We start from the raw sequence: 15,177 nt of genomic DNA, 5'->3' as shown, positions 1-15,177 counted from the left end.
TAGGAGAGCAGGATGAAATTCAGTGAACAATGGCTGCGTGGCTGGGTAAGCCCGCAGGTAAGCCGCGACGAGCTGGTTGCTCGTCTGTCGATGGCCGGTCTTGAGGTCGATAGCGTTACTCCGGCCGCCGGCGTATTCAGCGGTGTGGTCGTGGGCGAGGTGCTGAGCACCGAGCAGCACCCCGATGCCGATAAATTGCGTGTGTGCCAGGTCAGCAATGGCACGGAGACGTTCCAGGTCGTGTGCGGAGCGCCCAATGTGCGCCCGGGCCTGAAGATTCCGTTCGCCATGATCGGCGCAGAACTGCCGGGCGATTTCAAGATCAAGAAGGCCAAGCTGCGTGGCGTTGAGTCAAACGGCATGCTGTGCTCCCAGGCGGAGCTGCAGGTGGGCGAGGGTAACGACGGCCTAATGGAGCTGCCGGCAGACGCGCCCGTGGGCCAGGACATTCGTGTCTACCTGGAACTGGAAGACGCCAGCATCGAGGTCGACCTAACCCCGAACCGCGGCGACTGCCTGTCCCTGGCGGGCCTGGCTCGTGAAGTAGGCGCGCTGTACAACGCTCCCGTCACCCGGCCGGTGGTTGCCGCAGTCGCTGCGGTGCATGATGAAGTGCGCCCGGTCGAAGTGCTGGCACCCAACGCTTGCCCGCGTTACCTGGGGCGTGTGATCCGTAACGTCGACCTGTCCAAGCCAACGCCGCTGTGGATGGTTGAGCGCCTGCGTCGTGCCGACGTGCGCAGCATCGACGCTGCCGTCGATATCACCAACTATGTGATGATTGAACTCGGCCAGCCGTTGCACGCGTTCGATCTCGCCGAAATCAATGGCGGCATCCGTGTGCGTATGGCGGAAGAGGGCGAGAAGCTGGTTCTGCTCGACGGCCAGGAAGTCAGCCTGCGTGCCGACACCTTGGTGATTGCTGACCATTCCCGCGCCCTGGCAATTGCCGGTGTGATGGGTGGCGAACACAGCGGTGTGTCCGCAACCACGCGTGACATCTTCCTTGAGAGCGCGTTCTTCGACCAGATCGCCATCGCTGGCAAGGCTCGCTCCTACGGCCTGCACACCGATGCGTCGCACCGCTACGAGCGTGGCGTTGACTGGAAACTGGCGCGTGAAGCCATGGAGCGCGCCACTGGTCTGCTGCTGGAAATCACCGGTGGCGAGGCGGGCCCGATCACTGAAACCGTCAGCGAACAATACCTGCCGTCGATTGCACCGATCACCCTGCGCGCCAAAAGCGTTGAGCAGATGCTCGGTCTGGTGATCGAGCCGGCTGAAATCGAGCGTCTGCTTTCGGCCCTCGGCCTGGGTATTGCTGTGGGTGAAGCCGGGCAGTGGCGCGTTGAAGTGCCAAGCCATCGTTTCGATATCAGCCTCGAAGTCGACCTGATCGAAGAACTGGCCCGTCTCTACGGCTACAACCGTCTGCCGGTTCGCTACCCGCAAGCGCGCCTGGCGCCGCAACCCAAGGCTGAAGCGCGCGCGCACCTGCCTGAACTGCGTCGTCTGCTGGTTGTCCGTGGCTATCAGGAAGCGGTGACCTACAGCTTCATCGATCCGAAGCAGTTCGAACTGTTCAACCCAGGCGTCGAGCCGCTGTTGTTGGCCAACCCGATCTCCAACGACATGGCCGCCATGCGTTCGTCGTTGTGGCCAGGCTTGGTGAAAGCGCTTTCCCACAACCTGAACCGCCAGCAAGACCGCGTGCGCATGTTCGAAAGTGGCCTGCGTTTCGTCGGCCAACTGGATGGCTTGAAGCAAGAGCCGATGCTCGCCGGTGTTGTTTGCGGCAGCCGCTTGCCGGAAGGTTGGGCCCAAGGCCGCGATGCGGTGGACTTCTTCGACGTTAAAGCTGACGTGGAAGCCGTATTGGGTTTTGCCGGAGCACTGAACGACTTCACGTTCGTGCCGGGCAGCCACCCGGCGCTGCACCCTGGCCAGACGGCGCGTATCGAGCGCGAAGGTCGCCTGGTGGGCTTCGTCGGCGCTCTTCACCCGGAACTGTCGAAAACCCTCGGTCTCGACCGTCCGGTCTTCGTTTTCGAACTGGTCCTGGCCGAAGTCGCTTCGGGCAAGATGCCGAAATTCAGCGAGCTGTCGCGCTTCCCTGAAGTACGTCGCGACCTGGCGTTGATCGCTGATCGCGAAGTGTCCGCCACGGCTGTTCTGGATGTAATCCGTGAAAATGCAGGCGAATGGCTGACGGACCTCAGGCTATTTGACGTTTATCAGGGTAAAGGTATTGATCCGCATAGAAAAAGCCTTGCAGTTGGCTTGACCTGGCAGCATCCATCGCGCACTCTTAATGACGATGAGGTGAATACCACGACACAAAATATCCTCACATCGCTCGAACAAAGGTTAAACGCCACGTTAAGGAAGTGACGTATGGGGGCTTTGACGAAAGCTGAGATGGCGGAACGTCTGTACGAAGAGTTGGGTCTGAACAAGCGCGAGGCCAAGGAATTGGTCGAGCTGTTTTTTGAAGAAATCAGACACGCTCTGGAAGACAACGAACAGGTCAAATTGTCCGGTTTCGGCAATTTTGACCTGCGGGACAAACGCCAGCGGCCTGGCCGCAATCCAAAAACGGGAGAAGAAATCCCGATCACGGCTCGCCGTGTGGTCACCTTTCGTCCAGGGCAGAAGTTGAAGGCCCGAGTTGAGGCTTATGCTGGAACCAAGTCATAACGACGAGCTCCCCGTCATCCCAGGCAAACGTTACTTCACCATCGGTGAAGTCAGCGAGCTCTGTGCGGTAAAGCCGCACGTGCTGCGCTATTGGGAGCAGGAGTTTCCTCAACTCAACCCCGTCAAACGCACCGGGAACCGTCGGTATTATCAGCGCCAGGATGTGCTGATGATCCGACAGATCCGTGCATTGCTATACGACCAGGGGTTCACCATAAGCGGCGCGCGCCAGCGCATGTCCGGTGATGAAGCCAAAGACGACACCACCCAATACAGGCAACTGATCCGCCAGATGATCTCCGAACTCGAAGATGTGCTGGTGGTTCTGAAGAAATAATTCAGGCTTTTAAAATACTTCCACATTTCAAAAGCTTGCGGTATATTCCTGATCGCTTCGTTGCGAAGCGAACCCAGTAACACGCCTAGTCGGGGCGTAGCGCAGTCCGGTAGCGCACTAGCATGGGGTGCTAGGGGTCGAGTGTTCGAATCACTCCGTCCCGACCATTATTCCTGAGTAAAATCAGACACTTAAGCCGATCATACAGATCGGCTTTTTTGCGCCTGCGCAAAACCCGCGCAAAACTTGCGCAAAACTACCCTGTGATTTCACTGATATTCAGGTCCGGAATGGCCTCGGCCCATATGATTTCATCGTGGTCTCTCTGATAGTTTTTGGTCATGCCCTCACTCGCATGCCCCGCGATTTTCTGCCCATCCTTTCCGGCTTTCTTGTACAGGTGCAGCGACAGCGCTCGCACCTCATGGAAGCCCGGCATCTCTTCTTCCTTCCATCCCGCGTAGCAGTTCGCCGCCTCCCTGGCCTCCTTGAATGCCCGCGTCAAATACCGCTCCTCAACCTTCGTCCAGTGGTCCTTTGTCTGTGCCTGCTTCTGTTTCAGCCGATCCGGTTTGCGGTGCACCAGGTACGGCGAGACGACATCGTCACGGCATCGGCTTATGACTGATTGAAATTCTGGAGTCACTCGAAAGCGAATCCAGGCCGCATCACTAGCCTTGGCTGTCTTCTTCTGGACGACGTACAGAAAACCCTCCCGCACCCCATCGAAGCGCATATCAAGGATGTCGGTCCGCCGCTGTGCAGTGATCAGGGCCAGGTCAATTGCGTTCTGCAGCCAGACTGGAGACTTCTCTCGGATAGCCTTAAGCCCATCGACGGTGTGGCGCTTGCGCAGCTTCTTCTCGATGCGGTTGATCGTGCTCGCGGCCGGGTTGTCTGGGCATAGGCCCTTCGCCGCAGCGTGATTGAAAATGTCCGTCAGGAGAGCGCGGCACTGGTTCGCCGTGCGCGGCGTGAGAGCATCCAGCATTTCCGCGACCATGCGGATCGAGATCTGATCGACGGCCTTTCCCTCGAATTGTCTTCGGAAGCGCCGGAAGTGAACTGCGTACAAGCCGAGCGTGCCTTTAGCCAGCTCGCGCGGCGGTAGTACGTCACGCTCGTAGGTATCGAGGAAAGTGGCAAACGACGCTGACGAGGCAGAGAGCACGGCGCCGACGAGGTCAGCACCGCGCATAAATTCCAGATTCAGTTGCTTGGCGGCGTCGATTGCCTTGATACGGTCGCCACCGAACTGGAACCACTTGCCGTCCGTTGGCCGGCGATACCGATAGGTGCCGCGCCGCGCGTCGTAGTAAAGGTTCTGCGGAAGGCTCTTGTTCGCAGCGTTGCGCGGCCGTGGCGACATCATGCAGCTCCTTTTAATACCATTGCGACAAGGTCGTTTCCCTTGGACGAGTTGAACGCTGTCCAATCAACGTACCAGAGTTTTCCGATTTGCTCGCCCGGCACCATGCCGTTGCGGATGTGGTTGCGAATTGCCTGGGAGCAGGGCGGGGTGCCGTTCTCACCCCAGCGTCGGCGCTGGAACTCACTAATTTTGATGAGTTCTTTTCGCATGCCTACCTCCCTCCGTTTTGCGATCTCATTCTTACCCATGGTCAGCACCTCGTAGGAAGTGATCAGCCAGTACGCGGCGAGCATCGATGCCGCACGATGCCGACATTGCGTAGATCTGGCCGAACGTGGTTTCCCGGCGCTGCAGGGCGTTGAACAGCTCAATCAGGCGCTGGCCCTTCGTACCGTTGCGGCGGCTCATAGCTGGAACCTCTCGTCACCTGGGGCTGGGGTGGCCTGCAAAGGCTGGTTTTTCGATGCCGAACTGGCCTGAGAGGCCCGGCCCGCGACGTTCGATGAGGTGGCCTGCTGCTGGTGCTGAAACGAACTGTCCGGCAGGCAACTGATCCCGGTGTTGTTCACGATCCAGCAGGTGACGCCGCGCGGGCTGTCGTGTTGCACGCTGATGACCTGCTCGCCGGCGGCGGCGGCCTGGCCGATGATCAGCAGCAGGGCTATGGTGATCAGTCGGCGCATGGGTGCAACTCCTCCAGGCGGGCCAGGCGCAGGGCGTTATCAATCTCCCGATCAAGCTCATCGCCGTCGAAATACTGGTCTCCACGCACCACCATGATGTCGTTGTCGGCATCCTCAATGCAGGAACGTTCACGCAGCCACTCGTAGCGTTTTGCGTTCGCCGCCATCCGCACGCGGTCGTCGATATGCATCGAATCGGTAGTTGCGGGATTCTCCGCAATTAAGCTCGACGACCCGAAGACCTCGGCAGATTTAACCTTGTCGAGCAGATCCCAGATGGCTTCCATCGCTTCTCGTGACTCAGTCCACATCTGTTCGCTTGGCTCGATGCCGTGACCCAGCGCCGCATCCAGACCGCCGCACTTGGTGTTGATGCGCACCAGCAGGTCGAACATCTCCTGAGCGTGCGCAGCAAGGTGAGCGGGCGCGCCGAGCGCTTCCTGCTGCAACTGGGCTTGCGTCTGGCGATCGTCACGCTCCTGGCCCAGCACCATCTGCAGGTCTTCGTCGCTGGCGCCGGCTATCACCGCCAGACCGCGACCGATGGACACAGGTGCGCCGAGCTGAACGAACGGCATGACTTGCTCGAGGGTGTCGCCTTCTTTGGCGCGCAGCACCAGGGTGATTCGATCAGTTGCTTGCATGGTTGCCGGCCTCCGTGGATGGCTTGGATTTTGCCGATTGTTCGGCCGCCAGCAGTTCGCGCCATTCGGCCTCAGTGCGGTTGGCATACAGCGGCTTGTCAGCGGCAGGCGCTACGGCAGGCGCCCGGACTTCACCAGCTTTGCGTATCGCGATCTCTTCTCTGTCCACCGACACGCCTTTCGGGGCGTCGATGCCCAGACGAACTTGCTGGCCCTGAACGCTGAGGACGGTGACGGCAATGTCGTTGCCGATGCGGATTACTTCGCCTGGCTTGCGGGTGAGGATCAACATAGTCCTACTCCTTGTTGGTGATGGGGTGGCGCAGCACCACCCCACGCAGGTCGGTTACTTGCCGATGCCAATGAATGGGGTGGCGGTGCCGCTGGTCATGTACACGGGCAGCTTCCCGTCCCACTTCTCAATGGCGTTCAGTTCAACCACGCCCGGGTTCTTGCGCAGCGCCTCGCCACGGATGTTCAGTGATTCGGCTTCGCCCTGGGCTTTGAGGATGGCTGCGTCCTTGTCGCCCTGGGCGGCGGCGCGCACCTTGGCTGCTTCGGCTTCGGTCTGGCGCAACTCGTTCTCGCGCTGCTGGGCCTTTTGGGTGGCGGTGATGCTGTTGTTCAGAGCCTCGACAACCTGCGGCGGCAACACGATCTCGCCATTGAGGTAGAGCGACTCGACCACGATCCCCTTGCTGTCAAAGTGCTGCTGGACCTGGGTTTCGATAGCCTTCAGGAATGCCTCTTTGCCCGGGCCGTACACCTCGGATGCCTTGACCTTCGAGCCGGCGTTATTGAAGGCATTGCGCACCACCTGCGGCACGTTCACCTGGATGATCTCGTCCATCGACTTGCGGTAGGTCTGGAATAGCAGGGGAGCAGCCCCGGGCTTGGCCCGCAGCGTGATGCCGATCGGCGCACTGATCGTCATCCCGTCGCGGTCCTGGAACTTGACCTGCTGCAGGTTGAAGTTCTGGGCGAACGTCGGGAACAGGAACAGCTCCTCGTTCGGCGTCAGCCACTTGTAGCCGACGGTGGCCTCGGTGGGCGCCACGCCCTTGTCACTGCCCATCAGGTTGACGATCACGCCGGTGTAGCCGGCTGGCACTTTCGAGCAGCCCGCCGTGATGGCGAGCAGGCACAGCATTGCAATGGCGGCAATCCGCTTCATTGGTCTTTCTCCGTGGTTTTGGCCGATTGGCCAGGTTTGGGTGTGGTGATATGTAGGTACAGGCAGGCGCTGGCGATCAGCCAAACGGCGGTGCCGAAGAAGCCACCGACGACATCGAGGTCGGAGCTGCTGCTGATTAGGTCGCGGGCAGCGAATAGCAGCCAGCCGGCGGAGGCGCTGATATAGATCAGGATCGACATCAGCACCTTGAACAACTGGAACGGGGTGATCGGTTTACGAGACATTCACTTTCTCCAGGCCGAACGAATCCCGGCCGCGTTGTTGGCTTTCGCGAAATTCAGGTTTTGGTTAGGCGGTTTGTACGGCCTCAATACGGCGGGCGGCCACGCGGGTTTCGATGCGGCGCTCTCCTGGACGGCGGATACGGTTCATATGGTCGTCAGTGATAGCGGCGTGACCGGTGAGGATTGCGCAAATCAGCACCACCATGTGGCGGGCAATGCCTCGGCAAAACAACTCAGTGGGAATTGCCGAGCGGCTGCTTACGCCGAGCTTGTAGAAAACGCGCTCGATGGATTTTTTGACGGTTCCGGGAGCGCAACCCACGACGCGGGCGATTTCCTTGTTAGCCAGGCCGGCGCAGACGGCGAGCGCAGCACGCAGCTCTTGTTCAGCAAGGACGCCGGTTGTTCCCTGCAGCTTGCCGAAGTTGATTATCGTGCTCATTCCCATCCCCACTGATACATTGCAATGGGATAAAATATAAGTGGATTTATATTTTCGTGCAAGAAGTATTTTTATAATTTGGCTTCGGTGATATTTTGCTGTTAGTCGGGCAATAAAAAAGCCCAGCAATGCTGGGCTTTCGCGTGCAGAGCGAGCTTTCAGAAAAAAGTGGCGCCCCAGAAAACCCTGCCCACCACCAAAATCTGGGACTTAATCACTTCTTCGTAGGAGTAGAATTCATCCGGATGCTCGGAGGAGTTGTAACTCCTGACCCTGATCCCGCCCCCTGGGAGTCGGTAAAGAACACGAACCTTAATCAGCCCCATGTGCTCGAAAACGTACATGTTTCCGTCCGCGATAATGGTATCCCCCATATCGGCTGCGACAGTGCTTCCGTCATTCAGTACCGGGCTCATTGCGTTGCCAGAAATGGCCACTGCAATGCTTTTGGCGTGGTCGACGCCCTGTTTTTTGAGGATGTCTTCGCTCAGGTGAACACTCGCGGTAGCGCTTACTTCGGCCTTCGTGCGGCCGGGAGTTTCGGGGTCATCGAACTCAATTAGGTAAGGGACTTCCACGTTGAGTAGAGAGTTTGATGGTGCGTATCGGCTGGCTGTCTTCAGGGCCTCAATTCTCTCGCGCATAGCAAAGTTTCTATGCGCATCTTCATCATGCTCGCCGGTGAATATCTCGTTCAGCACGGCATGAGTTAGCGCCGCCTGGTCTTCTGGCGCTTCCATTTCACCCTCGCCCGATTGCAGCCATAGGCTATTAACAGCACAAGCCTGCGCGATCTGAATAAGGTACGAAGACCTAAGCGTTTTACCAGACTCGAGTTGGCTGATGGCGGTCTGTGCAATGCCTACCTTCTCGGCAAGCATGGACTGGGTAAGGCCTGCTTTTGAGCGAGCGAGCTTGAGGCGTTCTGATAGATTCATGAATTTATCCTATAAGAAGACTTATGGGGTTGCAAAGAAGTTTGCTTCTGTGCAGTCTATAAAAAGACTTATCAGAGGCCTTCTTCATGGCTGAAAAAATCAGTGCGCTAATAAATTACTTCGGCAACCAGTCGAAGACTGGCGAAGCTTTGGGTGTCTCCCAGGCTACGGTTTCTTACTGGTTGTCAGGATCGCAACGGGTCGGTCCTGAAAAAGCACTTCTTGCAGAGTCCGTCACTCAGGGCGCCATTAAAGCCTCTTCGCTCTGCGACCTTATCGCTCAGGTCGAAGCTCGCCACAAGGTAGGCAAATCATCCGCTGAATTCCCAATTTCCGCACCTGGGCCTGATGGCTCTGTGAATCCATCCAGTACCCAGAGCAGCCATCTATCTAGTGTCGAGCAGGGTGGATGAAAGTTTCAGCATGCGAAAATTTTAAGTATTCCGCGCATGCGCGGAATACTCGGATTTTTGTGCGCTGTTCACGCCAAATTATGTGTCGATCGTGCCAGATTTACCAAAGGCCAACTTTTCTTTCCTTATCGGGGGCAGCCGCCCAGCACTACATAGATAAAGGCAGAAAATTTTGGAGATCTCAAATGATGTCGCATACCTGCACACAGAAACTCGACCCTCCTAGGACCCTCGCTTAATGGGTACCTTCCGGACCTGCACGTTTGCACTGCAAAAGGAAGGCCCTCTCCAGGGCCTGGTCAGCGACTTCCAATGGTTGGCTTTTGCCTGCCCAATGAAAAGGAACACGGCATGAGCCAGCACGCACCATCCCAGTTTTTGCTGTCTGGCTAAATCGCAGGCAACAAAAAGGCCCGCATTCGCGAGCCTTCTTAACCAGTCCACGGCAATGGACTTTTTTGAATCTTCGTTCTGGAGAACGATTTCATGCACCCAAAAAATAGCACCACCCAACAAACAGTGCAACTCCCGAAGCTCACGCCGTTCTCTTTTGGCGATGCTGGTTGCGAGATGTTCACCATCAAAGAAGGGGCCGACCTGATCGAAGGCCTCAAGATCGCAGCCGATATCTCTGACGGTATCAACCAGCTCTGTGGGCGCTTGTACGCTCAAATTAACGACGGCGAAATTGCTTATGTATCCGAAGTGCGTGCGCTTGGCTTCCTTGGCGAAGTGGTTTGCGCGCTTACTCGTTCGGCACAGGTCAGCCTCCAAAAGCAGCAAGATGCCGGAGGTTCACAATGAAGCCTCCAATGTGGAACCAGTTGCTGGTCGACGTCGAGCGCGAATTTCCAGCTTGCTCAGCAAAGGGCGCGAAACTCACGCCTGATCAGGTTGAGCGGCTTCAGGCCGTGGAAAACACCAACGATAACTTCCAGATCAGCACCCTGCACGGGGTGGCAGCCATCGGCGAACTTATCGCGCATGCGGCGAACCACAACGAACTTACCGACGAACTCGCAATGAGCGCTGGATGGCTTATCAATTCGTTGGCTCTTCTGTCGATGTCCATGGCCGATACCGGCGCTGCAGCCGCATACAAATTGCAAAACATCCCTCACCAGGGAGCAACCAAATGAACAATCCATTGCCAACCATGCAACAGGCAGCTCAAGAGGCTGAGTTTCAACTGCTTGCAGCCAAAGATCTTCTCGAGTGGCAGCACGCATTGATCAAGGCTATCCACCTTGACCACCTGCACGACGGCGGAAAAGGTATTGGCACCTTGTTTGAGGTGGCGAAGTACTTCAGCGATACCGGCTTCGGCGGAGTGTACAGCGCCATCGACCAATTCAAAGAGCTTGGCGAGACAGAGCCCGCGCCACGTTTTGAGATCGTGGAAAACGTGGCGCGTATTCCTTTGGCTGAATTCGCCAAGGGACGTCAACACATTGCGGCGCGCGAGCTCGGCGTGCAACAGGCCGCAATCAGCAAGGCGCTTCGAGTCGGCAGGGAGATATTCGTAATCCGTCACGCCGATGGCACGGTCACCGCCACAGAGGTTCGCCCCTTCCCATGTCTCACAGTTGAAGGTGGTGCCAAATGACCATCGTCATCATCAAAGACGGCGATGCCGTCACCACGACCCTCGCGATTGCCGAGGGAACCCTTAACGATCACGCCAGTGTGATTACGCTCACCCGAAAGTACCAGGTCGACCTGGAGGACTTCGGCTTGGTCAGATTTGAAATCCGACCAAGAGAGGTCGGCCAGCACGGCGGTGGTGACACCGAGTACGCGATTCTCAACGAGCCTCAATCCACGCTGTTGCTGACCTTCATGCGTAACACGGACATTGTCCGGGCCTTCAAGAAGAAGCTGGTGCGCGAGTTTTGGGAGATGGTCCAACAGCGCAACCAGCGTGCCCCGGCATTGCCCGCTGACTACATCGGCGCACTGGAACACCTGCTGGCCTCGAAGCGTGCAGAGCAACTGGCTATCGAGGAGCGCGACAACGCCGTTGCAACGAAAGCAGAGATCGGTTCGCGTCGGGAAGCGACGGCCATGGCCACCGCTTCGGCGGCTGTTAGGCAGGTGCAAAAACTCAAGGATGACCTTGGTCTCGGCACCCGGCAGGCAGCAGTGCTCGCCGTAGAAAAGGCTGTCGGCCGCAAGTTCGGCGTGTCCGGGTATGTGCCCCTACGCCGCTGGTGCAAGGCCCGAGGCATCACCGCCCCGAAGGTATTCCATCCCACTTTCGGCTTTGTCCTCTGCTGGCCCGCTGGCGCCTGGATGGACGCTTACCAAATTGACCTGGGTGACCTGTTTGGCGCCGACGGAGAACAAGCATGAGCAAAGTAATCGACTTTCCAAAGACTCCAACCGTGGAGGTTATCAACGAGGCCCTCTTCGAAAAGAACAACGATGCCGCCCTGTTGTTGAAGTGCTTCGAAGTAGTCAAGGACGCGCTGGAGGTCATTAGCGAGCCCGAGTACACCATCGAGAAAGAGGATGAAACGCACATAGATCTGTTCCGTGCGTTCTATGCGTTGAAGGTGCTGTTCCGGCGGAGGACGGGCCACGATGCAGACCAGGTTGCCAAAGACCATTTTGACGCAATGAGTCGTCACTTGCTGGGGGGGGAGCCGCGCCCTGAAAACAAAATCCCCGTCGTCGTGTACCCGGCCGAGTGCCTGCCGGACGAAGCGTTTGACGGCCTGACCGACCAGCAATTGGCTTGCGCAGCGTTCAACTACAGCGATCGCGTTCGCATCCTGATCATGGATCACACGCCGCACGCTTTGGCGTTGGACGAGGCACGCACTTTCTCCATTGATTCCACCACCGCACTCCGCCTGCTGGTGTTACGTCTGTCTGGTGGCTCAGTGGAAGCCATGGGTGCCGGGATTGGCCGCAGGCCAGGGGAGACTCTGCAATGACCATCCTCAACCCTCATGCCCAGCCCCAGGAGGCCCGCACAGCTCCGGTAATCGTCGGACCATGGCCGAGCTATGCCGCGTTCGCCGATCTGCCAGAACAGAAGCGGTGGGTGATGTACAGCGGCGCGAAGGCCCACCGCGAGATGCTGGAGCAGGCGGGCTTCGTGATGAGTGAGACCTATGACGACTTCGTTCGCCGTGTGACGCGGGAGCTCAACGTATGAGCATCATTCGCGCCCCTCGCCCGGAGGGGAATTTCTACCTGCTTAACAAATCGATCAGCGAAGACCAGCGCCTGAGCTGGGGCGCCCGGGGAATGCTGGTATTCCTCCTGGGCAAACCTGATCACTGGGAGGTGTCCACGCACCACCTCATTGCCCAGACCAAGGACTGCTTGGGCAAGGCCGCCGGGCGCGACGCGGTCAGGGGCTTGATCCGTGAGCTGGAACAGGCTGGATATCTGCAGATCACTTTGGAGCGAGCAGGGGGCGGTGAGTTCGGCGGTCGCTCCTACACCGTGTCGGAATCACCGGCGACGGATTATCCGGGCCCGGTAGAACCGTCGCCGGTAAATCCCCCCCTAGTAAGTATTGAAGGTAAGCAAGTACTGAATAAAGCAGCAAGTACTGAAAAACCTTTGGTCGACAAGGACCTGGCCGAAGCCTTCGAAGTGTTCTGGAAGCTGTACCCGAACAAGAAGTCGAAAAAGGACGCCCGCAAGGCATGGGAGAAGCTCAAGCCAAGCGCAGAACTTCGCCTGACGCTGATGACCGCACTGGGCAATCACCGGATTTCCCGCGACTGGACCAAGGATGACGGGCAATACGTGCCAATGGCGTCGACGTGGCTAAACGGTGAGCGCTGGACTGACGTGCTCAAGCCAGCCAATGGGAACACCTCAGCTCAGAGCGCTGTCCTCAGCGTGCCAACCCACACCCAGGAGATGTACCCCCATGACCGTTTCTAAATTCATCCTGGCGCCGGAATTGGCTGAAACCCGTGAAAGGTCGTGCGGCACTCCAGGGCACAACGCGTTCAAGCAGTCCCTGGTAGAGCAATTCGACGGATCTTGGAGCCTCAACACCTGCCCGGCCTGCCGCTGGCAAGCGCTGTACAACACGCCGAAGGGTAGCGATGACCATTTGCAGGCCGTTACTCAGGTTGCAGCTGAACACCTCAACAGCGCGCTCATAGCAACCGGCATCACGCCACGCTTTCGCAAGTGCAGCCTGAGCAGCTATGTCACTGGCGACGACAAGGCCAAGCAGCGTGCTCTGAGTATCTGCCGCAAGTATGCCGAGGGCTTCGAGGATCACCTGGCCGCTGGTCGCGCCTTGATGCTGATGGGCGAGATCGGTACCGGCAAGACGCACCTGGCCTGCGCAATTCTGCAGTGCATTGTCCGAAACCAAGGATTTTCCGGCTTGATCGTCACCGCCGAGTCGATCACCCAGGCCGTGACCGACAGCTTCCGCAACAACTCGGGGCCGTCCAAGACGGACCTGGTCAACGAATTGGCCTCTGTCGACTTGCTGGTGATCGACGAGGTAGGCGTGCACTCCGTGCGGCCGGGTAAGGACTTCACGCCCAGCCTGCTGCATGAGGTGATCGACCGCCGTTACCAATTGGTCAAGCCGACGATCCTGGTGAGCAATCAGAAACCGGATGATCTGCACAGCTTCATCGGCCCGCGCGCCGCCGACCGACTGCGTGAGAACGGCGGTCTGTTGGCGCCGTTCACCTGGAAGTCGGCACGTTCGGGAGGTTCCGCATGATGGGTTTTCCGGATGTCGCCGATTCCCCAGCGCCGTACCAGGATGTTCCCGACTCGTCGCTCTACAGCCATGAGGCGGAATACGCTCTTATTGGCAGCATGATTCAGCACCCCGATCTGATCGATGATGCCGGTGGAAAACTTTCTGTTGGGGATTTCCACCACCCGGCCTGCGCAGAGCTGTTCGAGGTTGTCTCAGGGCTCCGCTCCAGGGGGCGCGCGGTGGACGTTGTAACGATTTGCGAAGCTCGCCCACAACTGGCTGACGGTCAGAGCTCGCTGGCGGTCGCGGGGATTCTTGTGCAGAACACCCCCAGCGCGGCGAACTTTGATGAATACGGGAGGATCGTCAAGCAGCGCTCTGTCGCCCGTCGGGTTATCGCTGCTGCGAGAATCATGAGTCAGCGCCTGATTGACGGCGAACCGCTTGACGAGGTGATGAGCCAGGGCCAGCAGGCTTGGGTCTCGCTTGAGGCGGAAGGGCTCGACTCGCGCCGCCGGTACCGGTTCATCAAGGACATCCTGCCCGAGGCGATAGATGGCGTTGATCGCCGGTTCAATCGGACGGCAAGCCTTGGATTTGATACGGGCCTGCCGTCGTTGGACGAATTCATCCCTGGCATCTGTCCTGGTCACGTCGTGGTGGTGGCGGGAACGCCCGGCAGCGGCAAGACCACGTTGGGCCTTGGCATTGCCGAGCGTGTCGCCCTGGTCAAGAACGAGCCGGCGCTGGTGTTCTCGCTGGAAATGACGGACGTGGAACTGACCAACCGCTCGCTGTCCTCGGTCGGTAGCGTCCAGCTCAAGCACATCAGCGAAGGTCACTCGATGACCGACGCGGACTGGCCTGGCCTTACCTCGGCGGTGAACAAGCTGATGGATGCCCCGCTGATCATGTGCGACGACTCATCATTGACCCTGCGTGACATTCGGCAGATCTGCCGGACGGTGAAGCGCGAGCACGGCCTTGCATTCGTCGCCCTGGATTACATCGGACTGGTCAACGGCGAAAACAAGTCGTCGAGCCGATATGAAACGGTCACCGAGATCAGCAAAGGATTGAAGCGACTGGCAAAAGAGCTGGCGGTGCCCATCGTGGTGCTTGCCCAGCTCAATCGAGGTCCAAGCAGCCGCCCCAACAAGCGCCCGACCAAAAGCGATCTGCGCGACTCAGGGCAGATCGAGGCTGACGCCGATGTGGTGATCCTGGTTCACCGCGACGGTGAGTCCGACGCAGGCAAAGCCGGGGTTACCGAGTTAATCGTAGACAAGAACCGCCACGGCCCGACCGGCTCATGCCGCGTTCAGCACCAGGGTGCGTACCACCGATTTGTCGAGCTGATCGGCAACCCATATCCGTCAGAAGAAGAGGTCGAGATGGGCCGCCCGCTCGCCAGTCGCTTCAAGGGGAGGAAGAACGATGAGAAGTTCTGATCTGTTAGACCGGATCGCCCAAAGCTCTGGCGCCGAGCAGACAGGCGTTAGATTCCAATATTCACGTTTTCCGCTACAGCCCACG

General features: G+C 58.4%; 22 protein-coding genes, 1 tRNA gene and 1 pseudogene. 14 read left to right on the top strand and 10 right to left on the bottom strand.

All coding sequences use genetic code 11. The annotated features are described in order from the left end of the window. Positions 1 to 12: 12 nt before the first annotated feature. The 4 genes from pheT to P3S72_RS20715 all read left to right on the top strand — a co-directional run bounded on the left by pheT (position 13) and on the right by P3S72_RS20715 (position 3,201). Complete coding sequence (pheT, locus tag P3S72_RS20730) at positions 13 to 2,391, top strand: phenylalanine--tRNA ligase subunit beta (RefSeq protein ID WP_276194038.1); 2,379 nt, start codon at positions 13 to 15, stop codon at positions 2,389 to 2,391. 3 nt (positions 2,392 to 2,394) lie between these two features. Then, on the top strand, positions 2,395 to 2,697 hold the full coding sequence (gene ihfA / locus P3S72_RS20725) for an integration host factor subunit alpha (RefSeq protein ID WP_002553164.1): 303 nt from the start codon (positions 2,395 to 2,397) through the stop codon (positions 2,695 to 2,697). Beyond that, a complete protein-coding gene (locus P3S72_RS20720) occupies positions 2,678 to 3,034 on the top strand; it encodes a MerR family transcriptional regulator (RefSeq protein ID WP_276193867.1) in 357 nt (118 codons plus the stop codon). The genes ihfA and P3S72_RS20720 overlap by 20 nt, the downstream gene beginning before the upstream one ends. 90 nt (positions 3,035 to 3,124) lie before the next feature. Next, positions 3,125 to 3,201 (top strand) — tRNA-Pro (locus P3S72_RS20715). An 89-nt stretch (positions 3,202 to 3,290) separates the two neighbouring features. Here P3S72_RS20715 and P3S72_RS20710 read toward each other — a convergent pair. The 10 genes and pseudogenes from P3S72_RS20710 to P3S72_RS20665 all read right to left on the bottom strand — a co-directional run bounded on the left by P3S72_RS20710 (position 3,291) and on the right by P3S72_RS20665 (position 8,532). Beyond that, the gene (locus tag P3S72_RS20710; protein ID WP_276197966.1) at positions 3,291 to 4,403 is read right to left on the bottom strand and encodes a phage integrase Arm DNA-binding domain-containing protein; all 1,113 of its coding nucleotides are present in this window, start codon (positions 4,401 to 4,403) and stop codon (positions 3,291 to 3,293) included. Continuing rightward, the gene (locus P3S72_RS20705) at positions 4,403 to 4,615 is read right to left on the bottom strand and encodes a hypothetical protein (RefSeq protein ID WP_276193866.1); all 213 of its coding nucleotides are present in this window, start codon (positions 4,613 to 4,615) and stop codon (positions 4,403 to 4,405) included. Before P3S72_RS20705 ends, P3S72_RS20710 begins: the two co-directional genes overlap by 1 nt. A 31-nt stretch (positions 4,616 to 4,646) precedes the next feature. Next, on the bottom strand, positions 4,647 to 4,814 hold the full coding sequence (locus P3S72_RS20700; RefSeq protein ID WP_276193865.1) for a hypothetical protein: 168 nt from the start codon (positions 4,812 to 4,814) through the stop codon (positions 4,647 to 4,649). Beyond that, on the bottom strand, positions 4,811 to 5,089 hold the full coding sequence (locus P3S72_RS20695; protein ID WP_276193864.1) for a hypothetical protein: 279 nt from the start codon (positions 5,087 to 5,089) through the stop codon (positions 4,811 to 4,813). Before P3S72_RS20695 ends, P3S72_RS20700 begins: the two co-directional genes overlap by 4 nt. Further along, the gene (locus tag P3S72_RS20690) at positions 5,077 to 5,733 is read right to left on the bottom strand and encodes a hypothetical protein (protein WP_276193863.1); all 657 of its coding nucleotides are present in this window, start codon (positions 5,731 to 5,733) and stop codon (positions 5,077 to 5,079) included. Before P3S72_RS20690 ends, P3S72_RS20695 begins: the two co-directional genes overlap by 13 nt. A 151-nt stretch (positions 5,734 to 5,884) precedes the next feature. Further along, positions 5,885 to 6,025: pseudogene (csrA, locus tag P3S72_RS20685) on the bottom strand (carbon storage regulator CsrA); the annotation flags it as partial. 54 nt (positions 6,026 to 6,079) lie between these two features. Beyond that, complete coding sequence (locus tag P3S72_RS20680) at positions 6,080 to 6,907, bottom strand: SPFH domain-containing protein (RefSeq protein ID WP_276193862.1); 828 nt, start codon at positions 6,905 to 6,907, stop codon at positions 6,080 to 6,082. Then, positions 6,904 to 7,152, bottom strand: a complete 249-nt coding sequence (locus P3S72_RS20675; RefSeq protein WP_169884217.1) for a hypothetical protein — start codon at positions 7,150 to 7,152, stop codon at positions 6,904 to 6,906. Before P3S72_RS20675 ends, P3S72_RS20680 begins: the two co-directional genes overlap by 4 nt. A gap of 64 nt (positions 7,153 to 7,216) precedes the next feature. Further along, the gene (locus P3S72_RS20670; RefSeq protein ID WP_276193860.1) at positions 7,217 to 7,594 is read right to left on the bottom strand and encodes a LuxR C-terminal-related transcriptional regulator; all 378 of its coding nucleotides are present in this window, start codon (positions 7,592 to 7,594) and stop codon (positions 7,217 to 7,219) included. Positions 7,595 to 7,752: 158 nt separating this feature from the next. After that, complete coding sequence (locus tag P3S72_RS20665) at positions 7,753 to 8,532, bottom strand: S24 family peptidase (RefSeq protein ID WP_276193859.1); 780 nt, start codon at positions 8,530 to 8,532, stop codon at positions 7,753 to 7,755. A gap of 86 nt (positions 8,533 to 8,618) precedes the next feature. Between P3S72_RS20665 and P3S72_RS29595 the strand changes: the two genes are divergently transcribed. From P3S72_RS29595 to P3S72_RS20615, 10 genes are all read left to right on the top strand, one after another. Beyond that, positions 8,619 to 8,945 carry a Cro/CI family transcriptional regulator gene (locus P3S72_RS29595; protein WP_346429960.1) on the top strand — a complete coding sequence of 109 codons (327 nt, stop codon included), beginning with the start codon at positions 8,619 to 8,621 and terminating at the stop codon, positions 8,943 to 8,945. 486 nt (positions 8,946 to 9,431) lie between these two features. Continuing rightward, on the top strand, positions 9,432 to 9,749 hold the full coding sequence (locus tag P3S72_RS20655) for a hypothetical protein (RefSeq protein WP_276193858.1): 318 nt from the start codon (positions 9,432 to 9,434) through the stop codon (positions 9,747 to 9,749). Continuing rightward, the gene (locus P3S72_RS20650; protein WP_276193857.1) at positions 9,746 to 10,084 is read left to right on the top strand and encodes a hypothetical protein; all 339 of its coding nucleotides are present in this window, start codon (positions 9,746 to 9,748) and stop codon (positions 10,082 to 10,084) included. Before P3S72_RS20655 ends, P3S72_RS20650 begins: the two co-directional genes overlap by 4 nt. Then, positions 10,081 to 10,551: a Cro/CI family transcriptional regulator gene (locus P3S72_RS29590; RefSeq protein ID WP_346429959.1), complete on the top strand. Its 471-nt coding sequence runs from the start codon at positions 10,081 to 10,083 to the stop codon at positions 10,549 to 10,551. The genes P3S72_RS20650 and P3S72_RS29590 overlap by 4 nt, the downstream gene beginning before the upstream one ends. After that, a complete protein-coding gene (locus P3S72_RS20640; RefSeq protein ID WP_276193856.1) occupies positions 10,548 to 11,297 on the top strand; it encodes a Rha family transcriptional regulator in 750 nt (249 codons plus the stop codon). The genes P3S72_RS29590 and P3S72_RS20640 overlap by 4 nt, the downstream gene beginning before the upstream one ends. Then, the gene (locus P3S72_RS20635) at positions 11,294 to 11,884 is read left to right on the top strand and encodes a hypothetical protein (RefSeq protein WP_276193855.1); all 591 of its coding nucleotides are present in this window, start codon (positions 11,294 to 11,296) and stop codon (positions 11,882 to 11,884) included. Before P3S72_RS20640 ends, P3S72_RS20635 begins: the two co-directional genes overlap by 4 nt. After that, a complete protein-coding gene (locus P3S72_RS20630) occupies positions 11,881 to 12,108 on the top strand; it encodes a hypothetical protein (RefSeq protein WP_276193854.1) in 228 nt (75 codons plus the stop codon). Before P3S72_RS20635 ends, P3S72_RS20630 begins: the two co-directional genes overlap by 4 nt. Then, positions 12,105 to 12,851, top strand: a complete 747-nt coding sequence (locus P3S72_RS20625) for a hypothetical protein (protein ID WP_276193853.1) — start codon at positions 12,105 to 12,107, stop codon at positions 12,849 to 12,851. Before P3S72_RS20630 ends, P3S72_RS20625 begins: the two co-directional genes overlap by 4 nt. After that, positions 12,838 to 13,659, top strand: a complete 822-nt coding sequence (locus P3S72_RS20620; protein ID WP_276193852.1) for an ATP-binding protein — start codon at positions 12,838 to 12,840, stop codon at positions 13,657 to 13,659. The genes P3S72_RS20625 and P3S72_RS20620 overlap by 14 nt, the downstream gene beginning before the upstream one ends. Continuing rightward, positions 13,656 to 15,092: a replicative DNA helicase gene (locus P3S72_RS20615; RefSeq protein WP_276193851.1), complete on the top strand. Its 1,437-nt coding sequence runs from the start codon at positions 13,656 to 13,658 to the stop codon at positions 15,090 to 15,092. Before P3S72_RS20620 ends, P3S72_RS20615 begins: the two co-directional genes overlap by 4 nt. Positions 15,093 to 15,177: the final 85 nt, after the last annotated feature.

It is taken from the genome of Pseudomonas sp. D3, assembly GCF_029320995.1.
Taxonomy (GTDB): Bacteria; Pseudomonadota; Gammaproteobacteria; order Pseudomonadales; family Pseudomonadaceae; genus Aquipseudomonas; species Aquipseudomonas paraveronii.
This window is presented reverse-complemented; position numbering and strand designations above follow the sequence as displayed.